The organism is Allobosea sp. CCNWLY174, from assembly GCF_037120455.1.
GTDB classification, from domain to species: domain Bacteria; phylum Pseudomonadota; class Alphaproteobacteria; order Rhizobiales; family Beijerinckiaceae; genus Allobosea; species Allobosea lupini.
The window spans coordinates 25,503-40,634 of the sequence record NZ_JBBBBQ010000011.1; the positions used below are offsets into that span (position 1 = coordinate 25,503).

15 protein-coding genes and 1 pseudogene are annotated in these 15,132 nt (G+C 62.9%); 8 read left to right on the plus strand and 8 right to left on the minus strand.

What is annotated here, in order from left to right; all coding sequences use genetic code 11:
* Positions 1 to 3 precede the first annotated feature (3 nt).
* On the minus strand, positions 4 to 1,611 hold the full coding sequence (locus tag V7S63_RS24465; RefSeq protein ID WP_336532266.1) for an alpha-amylase family glycosyl hydrolase: 1,608 nt from the start codon (positions 1,609 to 1,611) through the stop codon (positions 4 to 6).
* Between the two features lie 95 nt (positions 1,612 to 1,706).
* On the opposite strand from V7S63_RS24465, the gene V7S63_RS24470 reads away from it, so the two are divergent.
* Positions 1,707 to 2,006, plus strand: a complete 300-nt coding sequence (locus tag V7S63_RS24470) for a hypothetical protein (protein ID WP_336532142.1) — start codon at positions 1,707 to 1,709, stop codon at positions 2,004 to 2,006.
* Positions 2,007 to 2,037: 31 nt separating this feature from the next.
* Here V7S63_RS24470 and V7S63_RS24475 read toward each other — a convergent pair whose 3' ends face one another.
* From V7S63_RS24475 to V7S63_RS24505, 7 genes are all read right to left on the minus strand, one after another.
* Complete coding sequence (locus V7S63_RS24475) at positions 2,038 to 2,298, minus strand: hypothetical protein (RefSeq protein WP_091842452.1); 261 nt, start codon at positions 2,296 to 2,298, stop codon at positions 2,038 to 2,040.
* Between the two features lie 106 nt (positions 2,299 to 2,404).
* Positions 2,405 to 2,620 (minus strand): hypothetical protein, encoded by a 216-nt coding sequence (locus V7S63_RS24480; protein ID WP_091842449.1) that lies wholly within the window; start codon positions 2,618 to 2,620, stop codon positions 2,405 to 2,407.
* Positions 2,621 to 2,674: 54 nt separating this feature from the next.
* Positions 2,675 to 2,914 (minus strand): hypothetical protein, encoded by a 240-nt coding sequence (locus tag V7S63_RS24485; RefSeq protein WP_158673494.1) that lies wholly within the window; start codon positions 2,912 to 2,914, stop codon positions 2,675 to 2,677.
* On the minus strand, positions 2,901 to 4,271 hold the full coding sequence (locus tag V7S63_RS24490) for a glycoside hydrolase family 130 protein (RefSeq protein ID WP_336532143.1): 1,371 nt from the start codon (positions 4,269 to 4,271) through the stop codon (positions 2,901 to 2,903). Before V7S63_RS24490 ends, V7S63_RS24485 begins: the two co-directional genes overlap by 14 nt.
* 37 nt (positions 4,272 to 4,308) lie before the next feature.
* Complete coding sequence (locus V7S63_RS24495) at positions 4,309 to 6,591, minus strand: glycosyltransferase family 4 protein (RefSeq protein ID WP_336532144.1); 2,283 nt, start codon at positions 6,589 to 6,591, stop codon at positions 4,309 to 4,311.
* On the minus strand, positions 6,588 to 7,544 hold the full coding sequence (locus V7S63_RS24500) for a class I mannose-6-phosphate isomerase (RefSeq protein ID WP_336532145.1): 957 nt from the start codon (positions 7,542 to 7,544) through the stop codon (positions 6,588 to 6,590). The genes V7S63_RS24495 and V7S63_RS24500 overlap by 4 nt, the downstream gene beginning before the upstream one ends.
* Positions 7,545 to 7,707: 163 nt before the next feature.
* Positions 7,708 to 7,971, minus strand: coding sequence for a hypothetical protein (locus V7S63_RS24505; protein WP_336532146.1), 264 nt, complete (start codon positions 7,969 to 7,971; stop codon positions 7,708 to 7,710).
* Between the two features lie 415 nt (positions 7,972 to 8,386).
* Here V7S63_RS24505 and V7S63_RS24510 point away from each other — a divergent pair, with 415 nt between their 5' ends.
* The 7 genes and pseudogenes from V7S63_RS24510 (at position 8,387) to V7S63_RS24540 (ending at position 14,886) form a co-directional block, all read left to right on the plus strand.
* On the plus strand, positions 8,387 to 8,611 hold the full coding sequence (locus V7S63_RS24510; protein WP_091842436.1) for a hypothetical protein: 225 nt from the start codon (positions 8,387 to 8,389) through the stop codon (positions 8,609 to 8,611).
* Between the two features lie 190 nt (positions 8,612 to 8,801).
* On the plus strand, positions 8,802 to 8,927 hold the full coding sequence (locus tag V7S63_RS24515) for a hypothetical protein (protein ID WP_336532147.1): 126 nt from the start codon (positions 8,802 to 8,804) through the stop codon (positions 8,925 to 8,927).
* Between the two features lie 373 nt (positions 8,928 to 9,300).
* A pseudogene (locus V7S63_RS24520) lies at positions 9,301 to 9,633 on the plus strand (HNH endonuclease); the annotation flags it as partial.
* Between the two features lie 459 nt (positions 9,634 to 10,092).
* Positions 10,093 to 11,322, plus strand: a complete 1,230-nt coding sequence (locus tag V7S63_RS24525) for a hypothetical protein (protein ID WP_336532148.1) — start codon at positions 10,093 to 10,095, stop codon at positions 11,320 to 11,322.
* 321 nt (positions 11,323 to 11,643) lie between these two features.
* Positions 11,644 to 12,321, plus strand: coding sequence for a hypothetical protein (locus tag V7S63_RS24530; RefSeq protein ID WP_336532149.1), 678 nt, complete (start codon positions 11,644 to 11,646; stop codon positions 12,319 to 12,321).
* Positions 12,322 to 12,397: 76 nt separating this feature from the next.
* Complete coding sequence (locus V7S63_RS24535; RefSeq protein WP_336532150.1) at positions 12,398 to 12,589, plus strand: hypothetical protein; 192 nt, start codon at positions 12,398 to 12,400, stop codon at positions 12,587 to 12,589.
* An 89-nt stretch (positions 12,590 to 12,678) separates the two neighbouring features.
* On the plus strand, positions 12,679 to 14,886 hold the full coding sequence (locus V7S63_RS24540; RefSeq protein WP_336532151.1) for a bifunctional DNA primase/polymerase: 2,208 nt from the start codon (positions 12,679 to 12,681) through the stop codon (positions 14,884 to 14,886).
* Positions 14,887 to 15,132: the final 246 nt, after the last annotated feature.

The window sequence follows — 15,132 nt, forward strand, 5'->3', positions numbered from 1 at the left end:
TGGTCAGTCGGCGAGCGTCAGGATCACGCCCTCGTTCGGCCGCAGCAGCAAAGCGCCGTCCTGCACCGGCGCCGCATCGGCGAGCGTGGACAGGAGGGGGCGGCAACCATGCGCCCAGTCCGGCAAGGCCAGGCGTTGCGGCCTCGCCGCGAGATTGAGCGCCACGATCAGCCGCTCCGCACCATGCCGGCGCTCATAGGCGAGTATATCACCCTCGGCATCCAGCAGCGCGACATCACCGATAGCCAGAGCAGGATGGGTGCGTCGGACCGCGAGCAATTGGCGATGCAGCGCCAGCATCGAGCCCGGCTCGGCCGATTGACGCTCCACGTTCCGGGCTGGCCAGTCGGCGTTGAGCGGCAGCCAGGGCGCAGCGGTGCTGAAGCCGGCATGCGCACTGGCGTCCCACGGCATCGGCGTGCGGACCGGATCGCGCCCGAGGCCCTTGCCGGGCTGGCGTAGCTCGCGTGGATCCTGGACCTGGTCGGGTGGGATCGGCACATCTCTCAGCCCGACCTCATCGCCATAATAGAGGGTGGGCGTGCCACGCAGGGTCAATAGCAGCATCGCTGCGACCCGAGCCTGGCTTCCTCCCAATCTGGTCGCGACGCGCGGTCGGTCATGATTGCCAAGGACCCAGTTGGGCCACGCGCCAGGCGGCAGCGCCGCCTCGTAGGCGATGATGAGCGCCGCCAGCGCCCGCGCCTGCCAAGGCGCCTCGATCAGCTGGAAATTGCCGGGCAGATGCACGCCAGGCCGATCCTCGCCATAATAGTGCATCAGCCGCTCGACCGGCAGATAGATCTCCCCGATCAACAGGCGCTCGCCCTGTCCCGCGGCCTGATCGTCATCCGCGAGGGCACGCATGCCGGCTGCGATGTCGTGGACCTCGGGCTGGTCGGTCGAATGCAGCTGGAGCAGGCAATCCATCTCGCCGAGCGCTGGTGCGTAGGCCGGGTTCGGCGGATTGTCGGGGAAGTCGGCCGCCTTGATCAGGTGCCAAAGCACGTCGATGCGGAAGCCGTCGACGCCGCGGTCGAGCCAGAAGCGCAGCACGTCGTGCATCGCTGCCTGTACGGCCGGGTTGCGCCAGTTGAGATCCGGCTGCTGCTTCAGGAAGGCATGATAGTAGTACTGGCCGCTGGCCTCGTCCCATTCCCAGGCAGGGCCGCCGAAATCGCTGATCCAGTTGTTGGGCGGCCCGCCCCCGGGGGCAGGATCGCGCCAGAGATACCAGTCCCGTTTCGGATTGCTGCGCGAGGAGCGGCTTTCGGCGAACCAGGGATGCCGGTCGGAGGTATGGTTTGGCACGAAATCCAGCAGGAGCTTAAGCCCGCGCGCATGGGCCTGCGCCAGCAGGTCGTCGAGATCGGCGAGCGTGCCGAAGCGAGGATCGACGTCGCAGTAATCGGAGACGTCGTAGCCGAAATCGGCCATCGGCGAGGGGTAGATCGGCGAAATCCAGATCGCATCGACGCCGAGTTCGGCAATATAGTTCAGCCGCCGCGTGATACCCGGGAGGTCGCCGATCCCATCGCCGTTGCTGTCCTGGAACGAGCGCGGATAGATCTGGTAGATCACGCCGCTCTGCCACCATGGCGTGGGCATTATCGCCTCAGCGCGCGCGGCCGGGAGACAACGGTCAGCTTTCCCAGCAATCTCGCTGCAAACCGGAACAATAACCCCGCGGCGACAGTTCGCTTTTCATGACCAATCTCCGCAAGTTTCCATCGACCCGTCCCGATCCGGCCCCCGAGACAGGGAGGCCGCCGGTCGCAGACCACGACATGGAGCTGTCGCTGCCGGCGGATGCTCCGCGCAATGTCGTCAGAAAGCGGCAGCAGCGGGCTGCGCGTTCGCTGGCCGGCCGGCATATCGATGAGGCGCTGTCGGAACTGCCGATCTCCGACCAGGCCAGGGCGTCGCGCAAGGCGAAGCTGATCGAGCTGCCGGACGACACCCCGATCAAAAGGCTTGCGAAGCGTTCCAAGCCCGTTTCGGCCTAGCCAGCGTCTGCGCGCCGCTGGACGGCCTTGCTCAGTCATCGGAATCGGGCCGCTCATCGTCGACAACGCGCCGGCAGGTTCCCCGGGTAAAGCGCTCGATCTCGGCCAGCGCGGCATCGAGCGACCCGAATGGGCCTCGCCGCATGGCCTGCATCGTTTCGATCGCCTGGCCGGCAGGGTAGATCATGAATTCGCCCTCCGCCCTGTCCTCGACATATCCCATCGCTCGACCCAGCAGGTCGGTCAGCAGCCAGGCCGTTCCATCCGGCTTACGTGTCACGTCGATGTCCAAGCGATCTCCGTTCGTCGGCCCCCGATCCGAGGAGCTCAAGGGGCGGGCATTAACCAATCCGGAGCGTGGTCTAGTGGTCGGTCCCCGGAGACCGTCATCAAGCGCGTCAGACAGGCCGTTTGCGTTTGGGCGCCGACGCTGCAGCGGCTCGGTCGACGGCCTCCTTCTGCAGCCGCAATGCCCTCAAGCGCGCCGTGTTGGCGTCGCGCGCCTGATTGATGGTGTCCGTTTCGGACAGCACGCGATTGCGCGACAACGACTGGGTTTGCGTTCTCAGGAACGCAGCATCTGCGGTCACGCGGGATTTCGAGTTCTCTGCCAAGTGTCTTCTCCGGAGTGGGTCGGCGTGGGGTAGGAGACGCGCCTTGAGCAAGCGTCACACGACGCGGCTGCGCACCGATCCTGGGCTGTCCGAAACAATCTGGTCATGGCCGATCGCCCGCTCATGGCCGTCGGCGCCGCGAACGCGGTATTCGCGCTCACCGCTCGCCCGCGTCGGCATGATCCGCACGATCTCGTAGTCACCCGCACCGGACTGATCGGCGAAGCCGAAGGACAGCCGGACCATGTCTCCCGGCGTGATCGAGCGGTGGGTCGTGGGCTTATCTTGGGTCATGTTCATGCTCTTTCTCAGGGAAGGCGCCCTGCCGCAGATCATGCGTTTCGTCGGCGCTGACCGGGCTCAGGGCCTGCAGCAGCGCCTCGATCCTGATCGTCGCGAAATTGCAGTAGGTGTCGGAAACCGCATAGGGGAGGACGATCTGGTCCCGGTGGCGCATCGCACCGCAGGTGTAGACGACATTGGGAACATAGCCCTCGCGCTCGGACGGCTCCGGCCGGACCAGGGGCTCGCGCGAACGCGCAAGCACCTTCGACGGATCCTGCTTGTCGAGCAGGACGGCGCCGATCGCATAGCGCCGCACCGGCCCGACGCCATGGGTGAACAAGAGCCAGCCTTCGTCGAGCTCGATCGGGGAGCCGCAAGTTCCGATCTGGATGAACTCCCAGGGGTATTGCGGCTTCAGGATCGCGACGCCGCCGTCCCAGTTCATCAGGTCGTCCGAATAGACGAGATAGAGATTCTCATTGTCCTGCCGCGCGATCATGGCGTAGCGGCCGGCGATCTTGCGCGGGAACAGCGCCATGCCCTTGTTCACGGCGGCGCTGCCCCGCAGCGGCGACATCCGGAACGACAGGAAGTCGTTCGTCTCGATCAGCTCGGAGCGTATCCCCCTGCCGTTATAGGCTGTGTAGGTCGCGCGAAACACGCTGCGCCCGCCCTCATCGAACTCGACGAAGCGCGCATCCTCGATCCCGTTCGACTGCGAGGCCGTGATCGGAAAGATCACCCGCTCGCTGATGTCGCCGTCCGGGGCGAACGCCACTTCGACATCGTCGCCGTCGAGGCGCACCATGCGATTGCGGAAGGTCGCGATCGTCGCGAGGCGAGAGGTCGGATCGACGCTCAGGCTGCCGTCGGCCGCGATCGTGCCGGAGCGGAAGGTCAGGGACGAGATATGCCCCTCGCCGACCGCGCGCAGGCTGAGGATGAAGCGGCGCCCGCCAGGCGGAGCACCGGACTGGTCGGGGTGCGAGACAATGCTTGGATTGAAGAGGGCTGCCGCCTCGAACGAGTACTCGTGCAGGAAATAGGATCCGACCAGCTGGCGTTGCGTCCTGCTGAACTTGCAATGCGTGGTGAACACCTCCTCCATCTCGTCGGCGCGCGCCTCGAAGCGCTCCAGCAAGTTCCGGTGCCGGCCATTGAAGTTCTCCAGCACCTCGGCGAGCTGGCTTGCCGCCGCCTCCTGGTCCAGCCCCATCACGCGCGCGACGATGTGGTTCGCGCGCAGCTTGTCGGTCGGGTTCATGTCGCGCGGATCGGGCGAGGGCCCGAAGCGACGCACCACGACCCGAGCGGGATCGGGATGCAGATGCAAAGCCTGCAGGTTCAGGAAGGTGGCTTGCGGCAAGGCGGCCCCAGTTCGGTTTGTGCGGATCGCCGAAGGCTCAGGCGTGCAAGACCCGAAGCGGCGCCAGTTTCGGGCGGTCCCCACTCATGCGGGAGAGCTGGCGAATCTCGGCGAGGCTGAGAAGGTAGGATACCACGGATTCACCGCCGCGGTTCTCATTCGGCCGATCGCGGTGGAGACCATCGCGGCAGGCGCCGGTTTCAAGATCGACGAGCGGTGTCGACAGGTCGTTCTCGCCCATGAACCAGGCGAAGGCGCGCAATGCTTCCGTCCGCCATTGCGCGTCACCATCGGCGCGCCAGGCGGCAAGGCAGGCCGAAATGGTCGCCGTGGCCTCCAGAGGCTGCTGGTCGAACGCCTTCGGTGGGCTGAGCCTGTCGCCGAAGCTCTCCGAACCCACCGGTCGGAACAGGCCGGCAGGTGTGCTCTGCACCCCAACCAGCCAACGCAGCGAGCGCAAGCCGGCATCGACATAGGCGGGAACCTGCATCGAAAGCCCGGTGGCGATCAAGGCCTGTGGCAACCGCGCATTGTCATAGGAGAGACCTTCCTCGAACCAGACCCAGTCCGGCGTCTGGACCGTCGACAGCAGGGCGAGCAGACGGTCCGCCAGCAGGGTGCGCAGCTGGATGGTGGAGGATGGCGCGGCGACCACGGCGCAGTAAGCGTCGAGGCCGAGCAGGGCGAATCCCCAGGCCCGAGGCGAACTGAAGCTCTCGGCCGCTGGCAGCGCTTCGGCGAACAGCGCCGCGGCCCAGCGCCGCCGTGACGGGCTGGTGTCGCTGCGCGCGCATTCGCCGAGAGCCCAGAGCGTCCGGCCATGGCTGTCTTCCGAGCCGACCTCCTCGAGCCAGCGCCGATCGAAGCCCATGAAGTTGCGGAAGCGCCGCGCCTGCGGGTTCCAGGCATGCTGGACGAAGGAGGCGAACCGCGCCGTCAGAGGCTCGGCTAGGTGCCGCTCGCCGGCGCTGCCGAGAAGGCAGGACAGCAGCAGCGCCCGGGCATTGTCGTCGACGCAGTAGCCGTGTGCGCGGTCCGGCACGGAATGAACGGCGTGCTGGAAGAGTCCAGTGTCGTCGCACATGCAGTGCAGGTGATCCGTCCGCAACTCCGGCGGCGCGGAAGGCAGAAGGGGTGGTCTTGCCTGCGCCGTCCCCGCAACCACGTTCAGCAAACGGCTGCGCCGCGCCGTCTCGAATGTGCTGAGATAGCGCTTTGCGGTCTGCTCCCATGTCATAGAGCGGCTGCTGGCATAGGCGCGCCGGCGCATGGCCTGCCGCCTGGTCGAGTCGGTCAGCAATCCTGCGATCTCGTTGCCGGTCGCGACGACGTCGCTGAACGGCACCAGCACGCCGCGGCCATCGGCGAGCAATTCCTGGGCATGCCAATACGGCGTCGAGACGACCGCTTTTCCGAGCCCGAAGCTGTAGGCCAGCGTGCCCGAGGTCATCTGCGCCTCGTTGAGATAGGGCGTGACGTAGACGTCGCACATTGCGATGAAGCCGAGCAGCGTCTCGCGGTCGACGAATTGATCGAGGAAGACGACGTGGTCCTCGATGCCGAGTTCATGGACGCGCTTCTGCAGGCCGATGCGATAGGTTTCGCCCTGCTCGCGGACGAGATGGGGGTGGGTGGCTCCCAGGACGACATAGACGGCATCGGGCCGGCGTCTCAGGATCGACGGCATCGCATCGATCATCACCTCGATGCCTTTGTTGGGCGACAGCAGACCGAAAGTCAGGATCACCGAGCGGCCGGCGAAACCGAGCCTGGCCTTGGCCTCGTCAGGCTCGACAAAGGCGACATCGGGGATGCCATGCGCGATCACCTCGATCTTGTCGGCGGGAAGCCGGTAGATGGTGCGCAGCATGTCGCGGCCTTTCTCCGCCATGACGACGACGCGCGACGAGGCATCGACGATCCGCTCCATGACGCCGCGCTGCGCGGGGCTCGGCTTCGACAGGACGGTATGAAGCGTGGTGACAACCGGCATCGTCAGCCGTGCCAGCAATCCGGCGACATGCGCGCCCGCTTCGCCACCGAAGATGCCGAATTCATGCTGCAGCGAGACGATGTCGAACCGGCCCTCGTTCAGGAAGTCGGCAGCGCTCGCATAGTCCTCTATCCGCTCGTCGCGGATCTGGAACCCGACAGAGCCTGGATAGTCGTAACCGTCGCCATCGTTCATCGCCACGATCGAGGTCGCCAGATCGGGGGCCGATGCGGCGACCGCCTGCTGCAGATCCGTGGTGAAGGTCGCGATGCCGCAGCGGCGTGGCAGCGAATTGCCGATGAAGGCGATCCTGTCGAGTGCGGTCATGATCGTGCCTCTACGGTTGGACTCTGCACTTTCGCCAGGGCGGCGAGTAGCAGGGGCCGGTGACTCGTGCTGTGGGCCGGGATGGTGGGGTTTTGAGCTGCGATCGGCCGCAAAAGGTCGCGCTTGGGCAGGGCGGCGTCATAGGCGATCAGGCAGGTCAGGCCCGTTCGCCCGGCGGCGAGATGCGTTGTCTCGTCCTGCACGAAGCAGCCTTCGCCCATGTGCGCCCGCCACGGCCCGATCCGGCCCTCTCCGGCGATCACCAGCAGCCAGGTCTCGGCCTGCGCGCGCAATTCCCATAGGGATTCCGGCGGGAGCTCGAAGCGCTCGAGGGTGAAAAACGAGGTCGCCAGAAGCAGCGTCCTGGCGTCGCTCAGCCGGCGCGCCGGCACCTGTTTTGCAGCCGGTCCGGCATAGGCGGCGGCAACACCGAGCTCGATATGGAGCTCGCGCTGGCGCCCTTGATCGAACAGGCGGAAGGTCGTGTCACTGCGCTGCTGAATCTCGGCGAGCACGAGGCCCGGACCGATTGCGTGGATCGTCCCCGCCGGCACGAAGATCACATCTCCCGCCACCGCGGTTCGCCACGACATGCGCTCGGCAATCGAGCCGTCCTTGATAGCGTCTCGCAATTGCGCCTGCGAGAGCGATGACTGCAAGCCGAGCGCCACCATGGCACCGGGCTCGGCAGCGAGCACATACCAGGCTTCGGTCTTGCCGCGGGCAAGCCCCATCGCGTGGGCTGCCTCGTCATCCGGATGCACCTGGATCGACAGCGCCTCGCGTGTGAACAGCAACTTGAGCAGCAGAGCGGGGTCAAGAGCCGAATCGTCGCGCTGTAACCAGATTTCGCCGATGGCGACGTCATGATGATCGATACCGCTCCATGGCTGGAGGTCGTGTGACCCCCAGGGTTTCGGCACGGCCTGCAAGCGAGCCAGTTCGAGGACCATGGCGAACTCCAATATCGCCGGGCTTCGACGGTTCGACGGGATTGTCGAATGAGGCTGCGGCGGGGCCGGCAAGGCATGGATTTCGGCGAAGGGACCGTTCTTTGCGGGCCTTGTCTTTACATGGGCGACCGACCTTCGGCCCGGACCGTTCAACTCCTGCCGATCAAGGCAGCCGCTGGTCCTTTTCAAGGGCTGCAGCGAGATAAGCCGGCTCGATCGGAATCATCTGGTGTAAGGACCCGGGCATTCCGATCGCCGGCAAATGGATGAAGCCGCCCACACGCCGCCAGGCCAGCCTTGAAGCGCTCTCGATCGATTCCTCGTCATAGTCGACCCGGTATTCCCCGGTCGGCAGCGGTGCCTCGAAGTCGGGCAGCAAGAATGGGCGCGAAAAGTGGACGGAGACCTGCGTGGTGCGATTGGTCACTGGGGTCTCCTTCCTAAACAACGATCCAGTCGGAGGTTTCCGACGAACGGGGAAAGGCGTGCCAGGCGACCGCCCGACCGCTCCCGGCCAGCATTTCAATACCGACCGATCACGCTCGGATATGGGATAAAGTTCATCTGTTACAAGGTAAAAAAATAATTATCTCTCAAAAATTCTCTTAAATGCAGTTATGTTCTCATATTTTTCTAATGATCATTTTCCTTATAACGTTGATCTCGTGCGACAATATCTCCATTCCTAAGGATTTGGTCGCATATTATTTTTTGCCTCTACCGATTCAAGCGATGATTTCCCATATCGAAGGCTCGCTACGCTTGCAGACAGGGACATGATTGGCAGGCTGTCATCCCGAGCGTGTGCGGTGTGCCCGCCCTCGCGCAGAAGGAACCGACCCATGGCTCGTTTGATTACGAAGACAGGACAGCGCGCCGAGATGGTCTGCGATATGTCGACTGAGAGATCGGGCAAGCTCATCTGCGACCCGAGCATATTGATTCTCGCCGACCTTCAAGGCGACCTGATGCTCGAGACCGACGACGGTGGGCGGTGCCATATCAGGATCACGTCGATCGGCGCGGACCATCTGACGTTTGCAGGGCGTGTAATTGAACGCGTCTGAGGTCAGGTTTCGGCGATAGCCGGTGTCTCAGCTCTCCCGACGATCGGACTGCGGAAATCACTTAGCGAACGGAACCAGGCAGTGCGCCTTCGTGTGAGCTTGGCAGGCACGATTTCGGACCCCGGTTCAAAATCGCGCCGCTAATGCAAGGGCCGGGCATATTCGCCAGAGCAGAATTTCGGAACCAGCAATGACCAACGTCGTGTCGCATTGGAACTTGTACTGGGTTGTGCTTTTGAGCCGATATCCGGTCTGGCTGGCCTATGGCGGGCTCATTGCAGTCATGTCGCTGGCTTTTGCCGTCGTATCGCATTGAACCCCATTGATCACCAAAGCATAGAGGCCGAAGTCGCGGGCTCCGGCTATGCTCCCGAACCCGTCGGCTCGGCGTTGACTTATGGCCTGATCAGCGTCTGTCTTTTTGCGGTGGCCGTGTGGGGGATCGGGAAATTCTACAGCATCGACCTTCTTCCACATGCAGGGCCGCTCGCCATCAGCGCGTTGCTGCCATTCGCATTCGGTCTGTGGCTGAGGCGAAGGCGGAAGCGTCGTCACCTGCACGCTCATTCGGCGGAGCTAGGAGGGCCGACGGCGCCGATGTGACACCGGTCAGACGCAAAATTGTCTCTCTCCTCCGCCAGGCGCGGCTTGTTGAGGTCGACTGGTTCACGCCACTACCAGAGGATCCGGACGAACGCTGTTCGATCACTGGTCTTAAGCTGATCAATGGCGGCGGCCGGGCCGAGGTCGTCGCGGCTCACATTCGCCCCGTCGAGGCGAAGGGGCCTGACATCGTCAACAACGGCCTCGCCTTGTTAGGCACTGCTCACTGGATGTTCGATCGCGGCTTGATCAGCCTGTCGGACGATCTCGACATCCTCATCTCCCGGCAGGCCAACGATGCAGATGGGATACGCAGCTTCATCAACAGGACAGGTCGAGCACTACCGCCACTGCGAGCCCATGACCGCCCGCATCCACATCTCCTGTGGTGGCATCGGGAAAACTGCTTCAAACAGTGAGGATTAGCGGGGCGCATTTGAGGAGCCCGGCACGACTTCGAGCCCAACTTGTAACCGCGAGGTAACCACGGGCTTTTGGAGCCCCTCGGAATTCGCCCCGAACCACTCAGACCCAAAAAGCAAAAAGCGCCGGGAAACCCGACGCTTACATGCCTCTCAAGCCTTGAGATTGTCTGGAGCGGGCGAAGGGATTCGAACCCTCGACCCCAACCTTGGCAAGGGAATTACTATTCTGTTCTTATATTTCACTACCGTTCATCCCTGTCAATTTGAATTCACGCGAGTCGCTCCGCTCCAAATTACATTGAATGGACTGGCGTGAAGCTGCCGGACGCTGGTGGAATAGCGTTGACGCGCGAGACTGCAACCGCGAGGTAACCGCGGAGTTTTCCTGTCTCACGAAAATCCGATTGAGACGACACCCTGACGGCGACTCGTCTGCTGCTTTTCGGTTTCGCCATGACTTCCGACCTGACCCGCCGCCAACTCTATGAGCTGATTTGGTCGCACGAGATGCCGCAAGTTGCCGAACACCTCGGCATCTCCGAATGGCAGATTCGGCAGATCTGCGAAAATCACCGCGTGCCATTACCAACGGCCGCATTCTGGCGTGACAGAGCGGCAGGAAAGAAAGCCAAACAGGCCATCTTCACATCGACGATGGACGGGACGCTCGAGGTGATCACCCTCAGCGGCAGCAAGCCGATCGCACCCCTTCCTATCGCTAAGCCGGCACCTATTCGTCCGCCAGCTGCGCCGATGCACGAGCTCCCCAGAAAGGCTCGGCCGAGCGATGTCGCGTGGGTCACGGTCGCCCAGCCACATCACACTCTTCTGGCCGTGGCGAAAGAGCTTCGTACCAAGAAGCCTGACGACCATGGCGTCGTCATCGTCGGCGGCGAAACGATTCCCTATACGTCGATCGGCCTTCCCTCCGTCGAGCGTGTCATCTTCGTCCTCGACAAGATTTTCCGTGACTTGGAGACGCGCGGGATCGGCATCAAGCTCTCTCGCCAATGGTTCACTGCTACCCGCGGCGACGAGTCGGTCGATTTCAGGCTGTCGGAGAAGGTTGCGAAGCTGAAGCACGTTCCGACTGACTACGAGTTGCAGCAGGAGGCGCGCCGACTCCGCTCGGGAGGCGAGAATTACAGTTGGTACTGGAGCAAGGCGTATCCCGAGTTTGATTACCTGCTGACTGGCACTCTCAAGCTATCAATGTCGCTGTGGGGCAGCCACGGCAGCCGTCTCGACTGGCAAGACCGCAAGACATTCTCCTTAGAAGATCAGGTTGATGACATCGTCATCGCGTTCGAGAAGCGCTTGGAAGCCGACCGGTTGCGGAAGATTGAACGGGAGCGGGAGCGCCGGCTTTCGCTTCGCGCTGACGAAAATCAGAGATTGGCCGAGCAGCGTCGTAAGCGCGAGGATGAGCGAGACGCCCTGATTGCGGAGATTGTCCTGCTTCAGGCGAAAGCACGTGACCTTAGTGCTTGGATAGATTGGGCCGCGCCGATCGAAGATTCGGAAACGAAGCGCATGTTGGAATGGGCTCGCAAGCGCCTCGCCTCAATCGAGCGCGCCGTGAACCCGGCCAGATTTGGCGACTGGCTGCGGGAGAAGAAGCTCTTTCCCGAGGTTGATCCGTTCGCGCCGCTGCCAGAGGATCCGGACTTTGAAGAAGCGTAAGGGCAATTCCGTCGCGCGACTTCGCAGCGGCGCGACCATGCGGTCACGTGCATGCCATGCTGCGCATGCTGTGAACTGGGAAGCGGCGTCGACTACGCGCACGCGCGGGCGCGCGCGGAGGCTCCTCCCCCTACAGCTAGGGCAGGCTAGCCACTGGGCTGCGTCACTGCCACCACGGGCGTCGCATTTTCCGTGACGCTGTGATGGGTGTGACGGTGCCTGGCAGGTCCAGTGCATGCGCTATAGGGAGGGAGTGGTCGGCTCTCCAGCCGGGATACGTTGCAAACAGGACCGTAGGCTGTGTTTCAGGAAGAATTTACAATGATCCCGCGAGACGAGGATCATTTCTGGCACCTGATGGAGGAAAATTGGAGGCACGCGGTGCAGACCCTGAGGCTCCGTTTGCAGACACGCGATGAGGCACTTTTTGAGAGCCGATACCAAGCGAGTTCTCAGTCATGCATCCGCTATCGCGAGGCGTCAGCCGACAATGATCAGCGCGAGCACTACTACGATCTCGGCCGAGCGCATCTTGATCGGGTGTGGGAGCTGATAGAGGGGCGGAATTTCACACCGGAGCTCGTCCAACTCTGGGGTGTTCTGATGTTCAGCTTCGGCCACACTGTAAACTATCAGATGGATGATAGTCCGGTCTTGGAAATGGCGCGGGCGGGAGCAGCAAGCGCCCGAGCGCGCGATCTAATTCAACAGCGGAGGTGGTTGGCTCACGTCCTGCTTCCGACCGCAAAGGGTTGGGATAGGCGCGACAAGGCCGATGCTGAGGCTGTGGAACTCATCCAGCGCATTATCCGCCTGAAGGGCGTTGGCGGCTTTCCTGCCCAGTGGTTCAGGGAAATCCTGAGCAAGCAGAATAAGAACTCGCTTAAATCGACCTTCCAGCAAAAAAATTTCAGCGTGAAAGAGATGGAGTACGCTTGCTCGCTCGGTGTCGAGGGCTTGCCGCCGGTTGGCGAAGAACTTTTCCTACTTTGCCGTTGAGGGGGAATTAGTGGCGTAGCGTTCTTGGTTCTGTGCTCCTCGGTCGGCTTGGTGCCGGCCCGCTGGAGAACTCGCCATGGACAATGTTAAAGACCATCCTCCTGATCGACTCATCACGTATAAGCAAGCTGCGGATGCGCTCGGCTTGCCTTACTTTAAGATCCAGCGCGCTGCGGCGCGCGGTGAGCTTCCAACCTATTCCCTGCTGAATGGCCGGAAGTACGTGAAGCTGCGCGACATCGAAGCGCGCATCCGCGTCCACAACTAGCAAACGCCCTTACCGAAACCCACTGAACCTTGCAGCGCGGAGGCAGTCCCTCCGCGAACGGGTTCTGCTTGTCGATAGAGAACTTCATCATGAACGTCTTTGCAGAGATTGCCCCGAAGATGTGGGCGAAGCGCTACCCAGTTGTCCCGGTTCGTCCGGGAACCAAGAAGCCGTCCTTCGACGCCTGGACTGGATATCTCTCCTCCATTCCCGGTGAAGCGCGCCAGAAGCAAATGCTGGAAGAATTCGGTCATCACGGCATCGGCGTTCTGCAGGGCGCCGAGCTGGTGCCCGGCATGCTGACGGTCGCTGTCGACGTCGACTCTGACCTTCTCGTCGCTCCGGTCCGGGCGTTGTTGCCCAACGCGAACGTCGGGAAACGCGGCAAGAAGGGGGTGACGCTGTTCGGGCTGATTCCCAAGGACCAGAAGCCGAAGTCGAAAAAGCTGAAGGGCCTCGCCGATCTCGGTGACATCGACTTCCTGGCCGGTGGCCGTCAGACAGTGCTGAACCCTACGCTCCATCCGGACACGAATGCTCCTTACGAAGCTGTCGGCCGTGATCTGGCCGAGACGCCGCCCGAAGAGCTGCCGGTGTTCGACATGCAGCAGATCGATGTGATCTCGGCCCTAATCGCGTGCCCGGAAGTGCTCGTACTGCAAAAGGGGGCGGGAACGCACGACGCCGGTTTGACCCTCGTCGCGAAGCTTATGCGTGCTCAGGCTACAAATGAGCAGATTTGGGGCGTCGTCGAGGCTCTGTTACCGGAGGGTTATCAGGGCAACTCCCTTGAGGAATTGCCGGGATGGATTGCTTCGGCTCGCGAGAAAGGGTTCGGCGACAGCGACGGCGACGAGGCGAAATCCCTGACGGCGCGGCTTGTCGCCATTGGGCAGGCGGAAGGCATCGTGCTCTTCCATGACTCCCACAAGGTGGCCTATGCCTCGGTGCCGTCCGGGGCGGGCAGGACGGTATACCGGCTGAACTCGACAGGGTTTCGGCTCTATCTGCGCCATCGCCTTCATGAGGAACTCGGCAAGCCGGTAAGCCACGGGCCGCTGAGCGAAGCAATTTCGACGCTCGAAGCTCTCGCGGTGTTCGAGGGGAAGGAGCAGGCCATCAACCTGCGCGTCGCGGGAGACGCCAGGAATGTCGAGGTTGATCTGGGCACCGCTAGCGGCCGCTGCGTTCGGATCGTCGGGGAAGGGTGGGCGATCGTCGATCGCCCGAACTTCCACTTCCTCCGCAGCAGCGGCTTCCTTGCCCTGCCCGAACCAGCGCGCGGCGGTGACATTCGTGAACTCCAGCAACTGCTGTCACTCGACGAGAAGAACTTCCGCCTGCTTGTCGCCTTCTTGATCAATGCGCTTCGGCCCGGCGGCCCTTATCAGCCCCTGCTGATCGAAGGCCAGCAGGGTTCCGGCAAGAGTGTGGTCGCTCACATCGCCAAGATGCTGATCGACCCGAACAATGCCATGCGCATGCGCATGCCGGACAGCGTGCGCGATCTGATGGTGCAGGCGAAGGAGTTCCGCCTCCTGAACTTCGACAACGCGTCGCACGTCACAAACGAGATGTCCGACGCCTTGTGCACCCTCTCCACCGGCGGCGGAATCGGGGTTCGGGCGCTGTACACCGACGGCGACCTCAACGTGCTGAGCTATTCGCGCCCGATCGTCATGAACGGCATTTCCGGCTACGCGAGCCGGCCTGACCTTCTCGAGCGCGCGATTCCGCTCCGGCTTCCTGTGATGTCAGATAGTGGACGCCAGCTAGAAGACGTCCTCATGGAGCGTTTCACGGAGGCCCAGCCCCGCATCCTCGGGGCGCTCTACTATGGCGTCGCAGCAGCGCTGAAGAACCGCGACACCGTTGAGGCGCCGAGGGGGCTTCGCATGGCTGACGCGGCACTCTGGATCGCAGCCGCAGAGCCGGCCTTTGGTTTCGAGCCGGGCTCGCTCGTCGCAGCGGTTAAGGAAGCGCAGGATGAGGTGTTCATCGAGCGCGTGAACGACGATGCCGTCGTCATCAAGCTGCGCAATCTCACTTCGCTCAAGCCGCTCGACGACTATGTGGGCGGACTGTTCGAAAGGATCACAGCCTCCGGGGACCGCAATCTCCCCAAGACTCCCTCAGCGCTCTCGAGGCATCTCGTCCGGCTTGCGCCGGCCATGGCAAAAGCCGGACTTGTCGTCGAGTTCGGCGACAAGACCCGTTACGGCAAACGGATCTGGGTCGGCACGAGCGAGCAGTATGCTCGCCTGCGCGAGGGGAGCATGCCAGTCAGCGAGACGTGACGGCGTGGCGGTCGTGATGCTCCCCCGCGGCGGTGCGCTCGCTGCCGCGGGGGGAGGGATCCCCTACTGGCTGCCCTGGCTACAGGGCAGCACCCTACGCGCCACACCCGCCACCGGGTCACGTCGCACTGCGATTTCAACCTCGGCGAGGCAATAATGCGAGATATCGCGAGCCTCGCCAACACGGCGTTCGAGCGTAATACGAAAGTTAGTGGTTACGCTCGTGGTTTCAATTCGAGTGCTCTG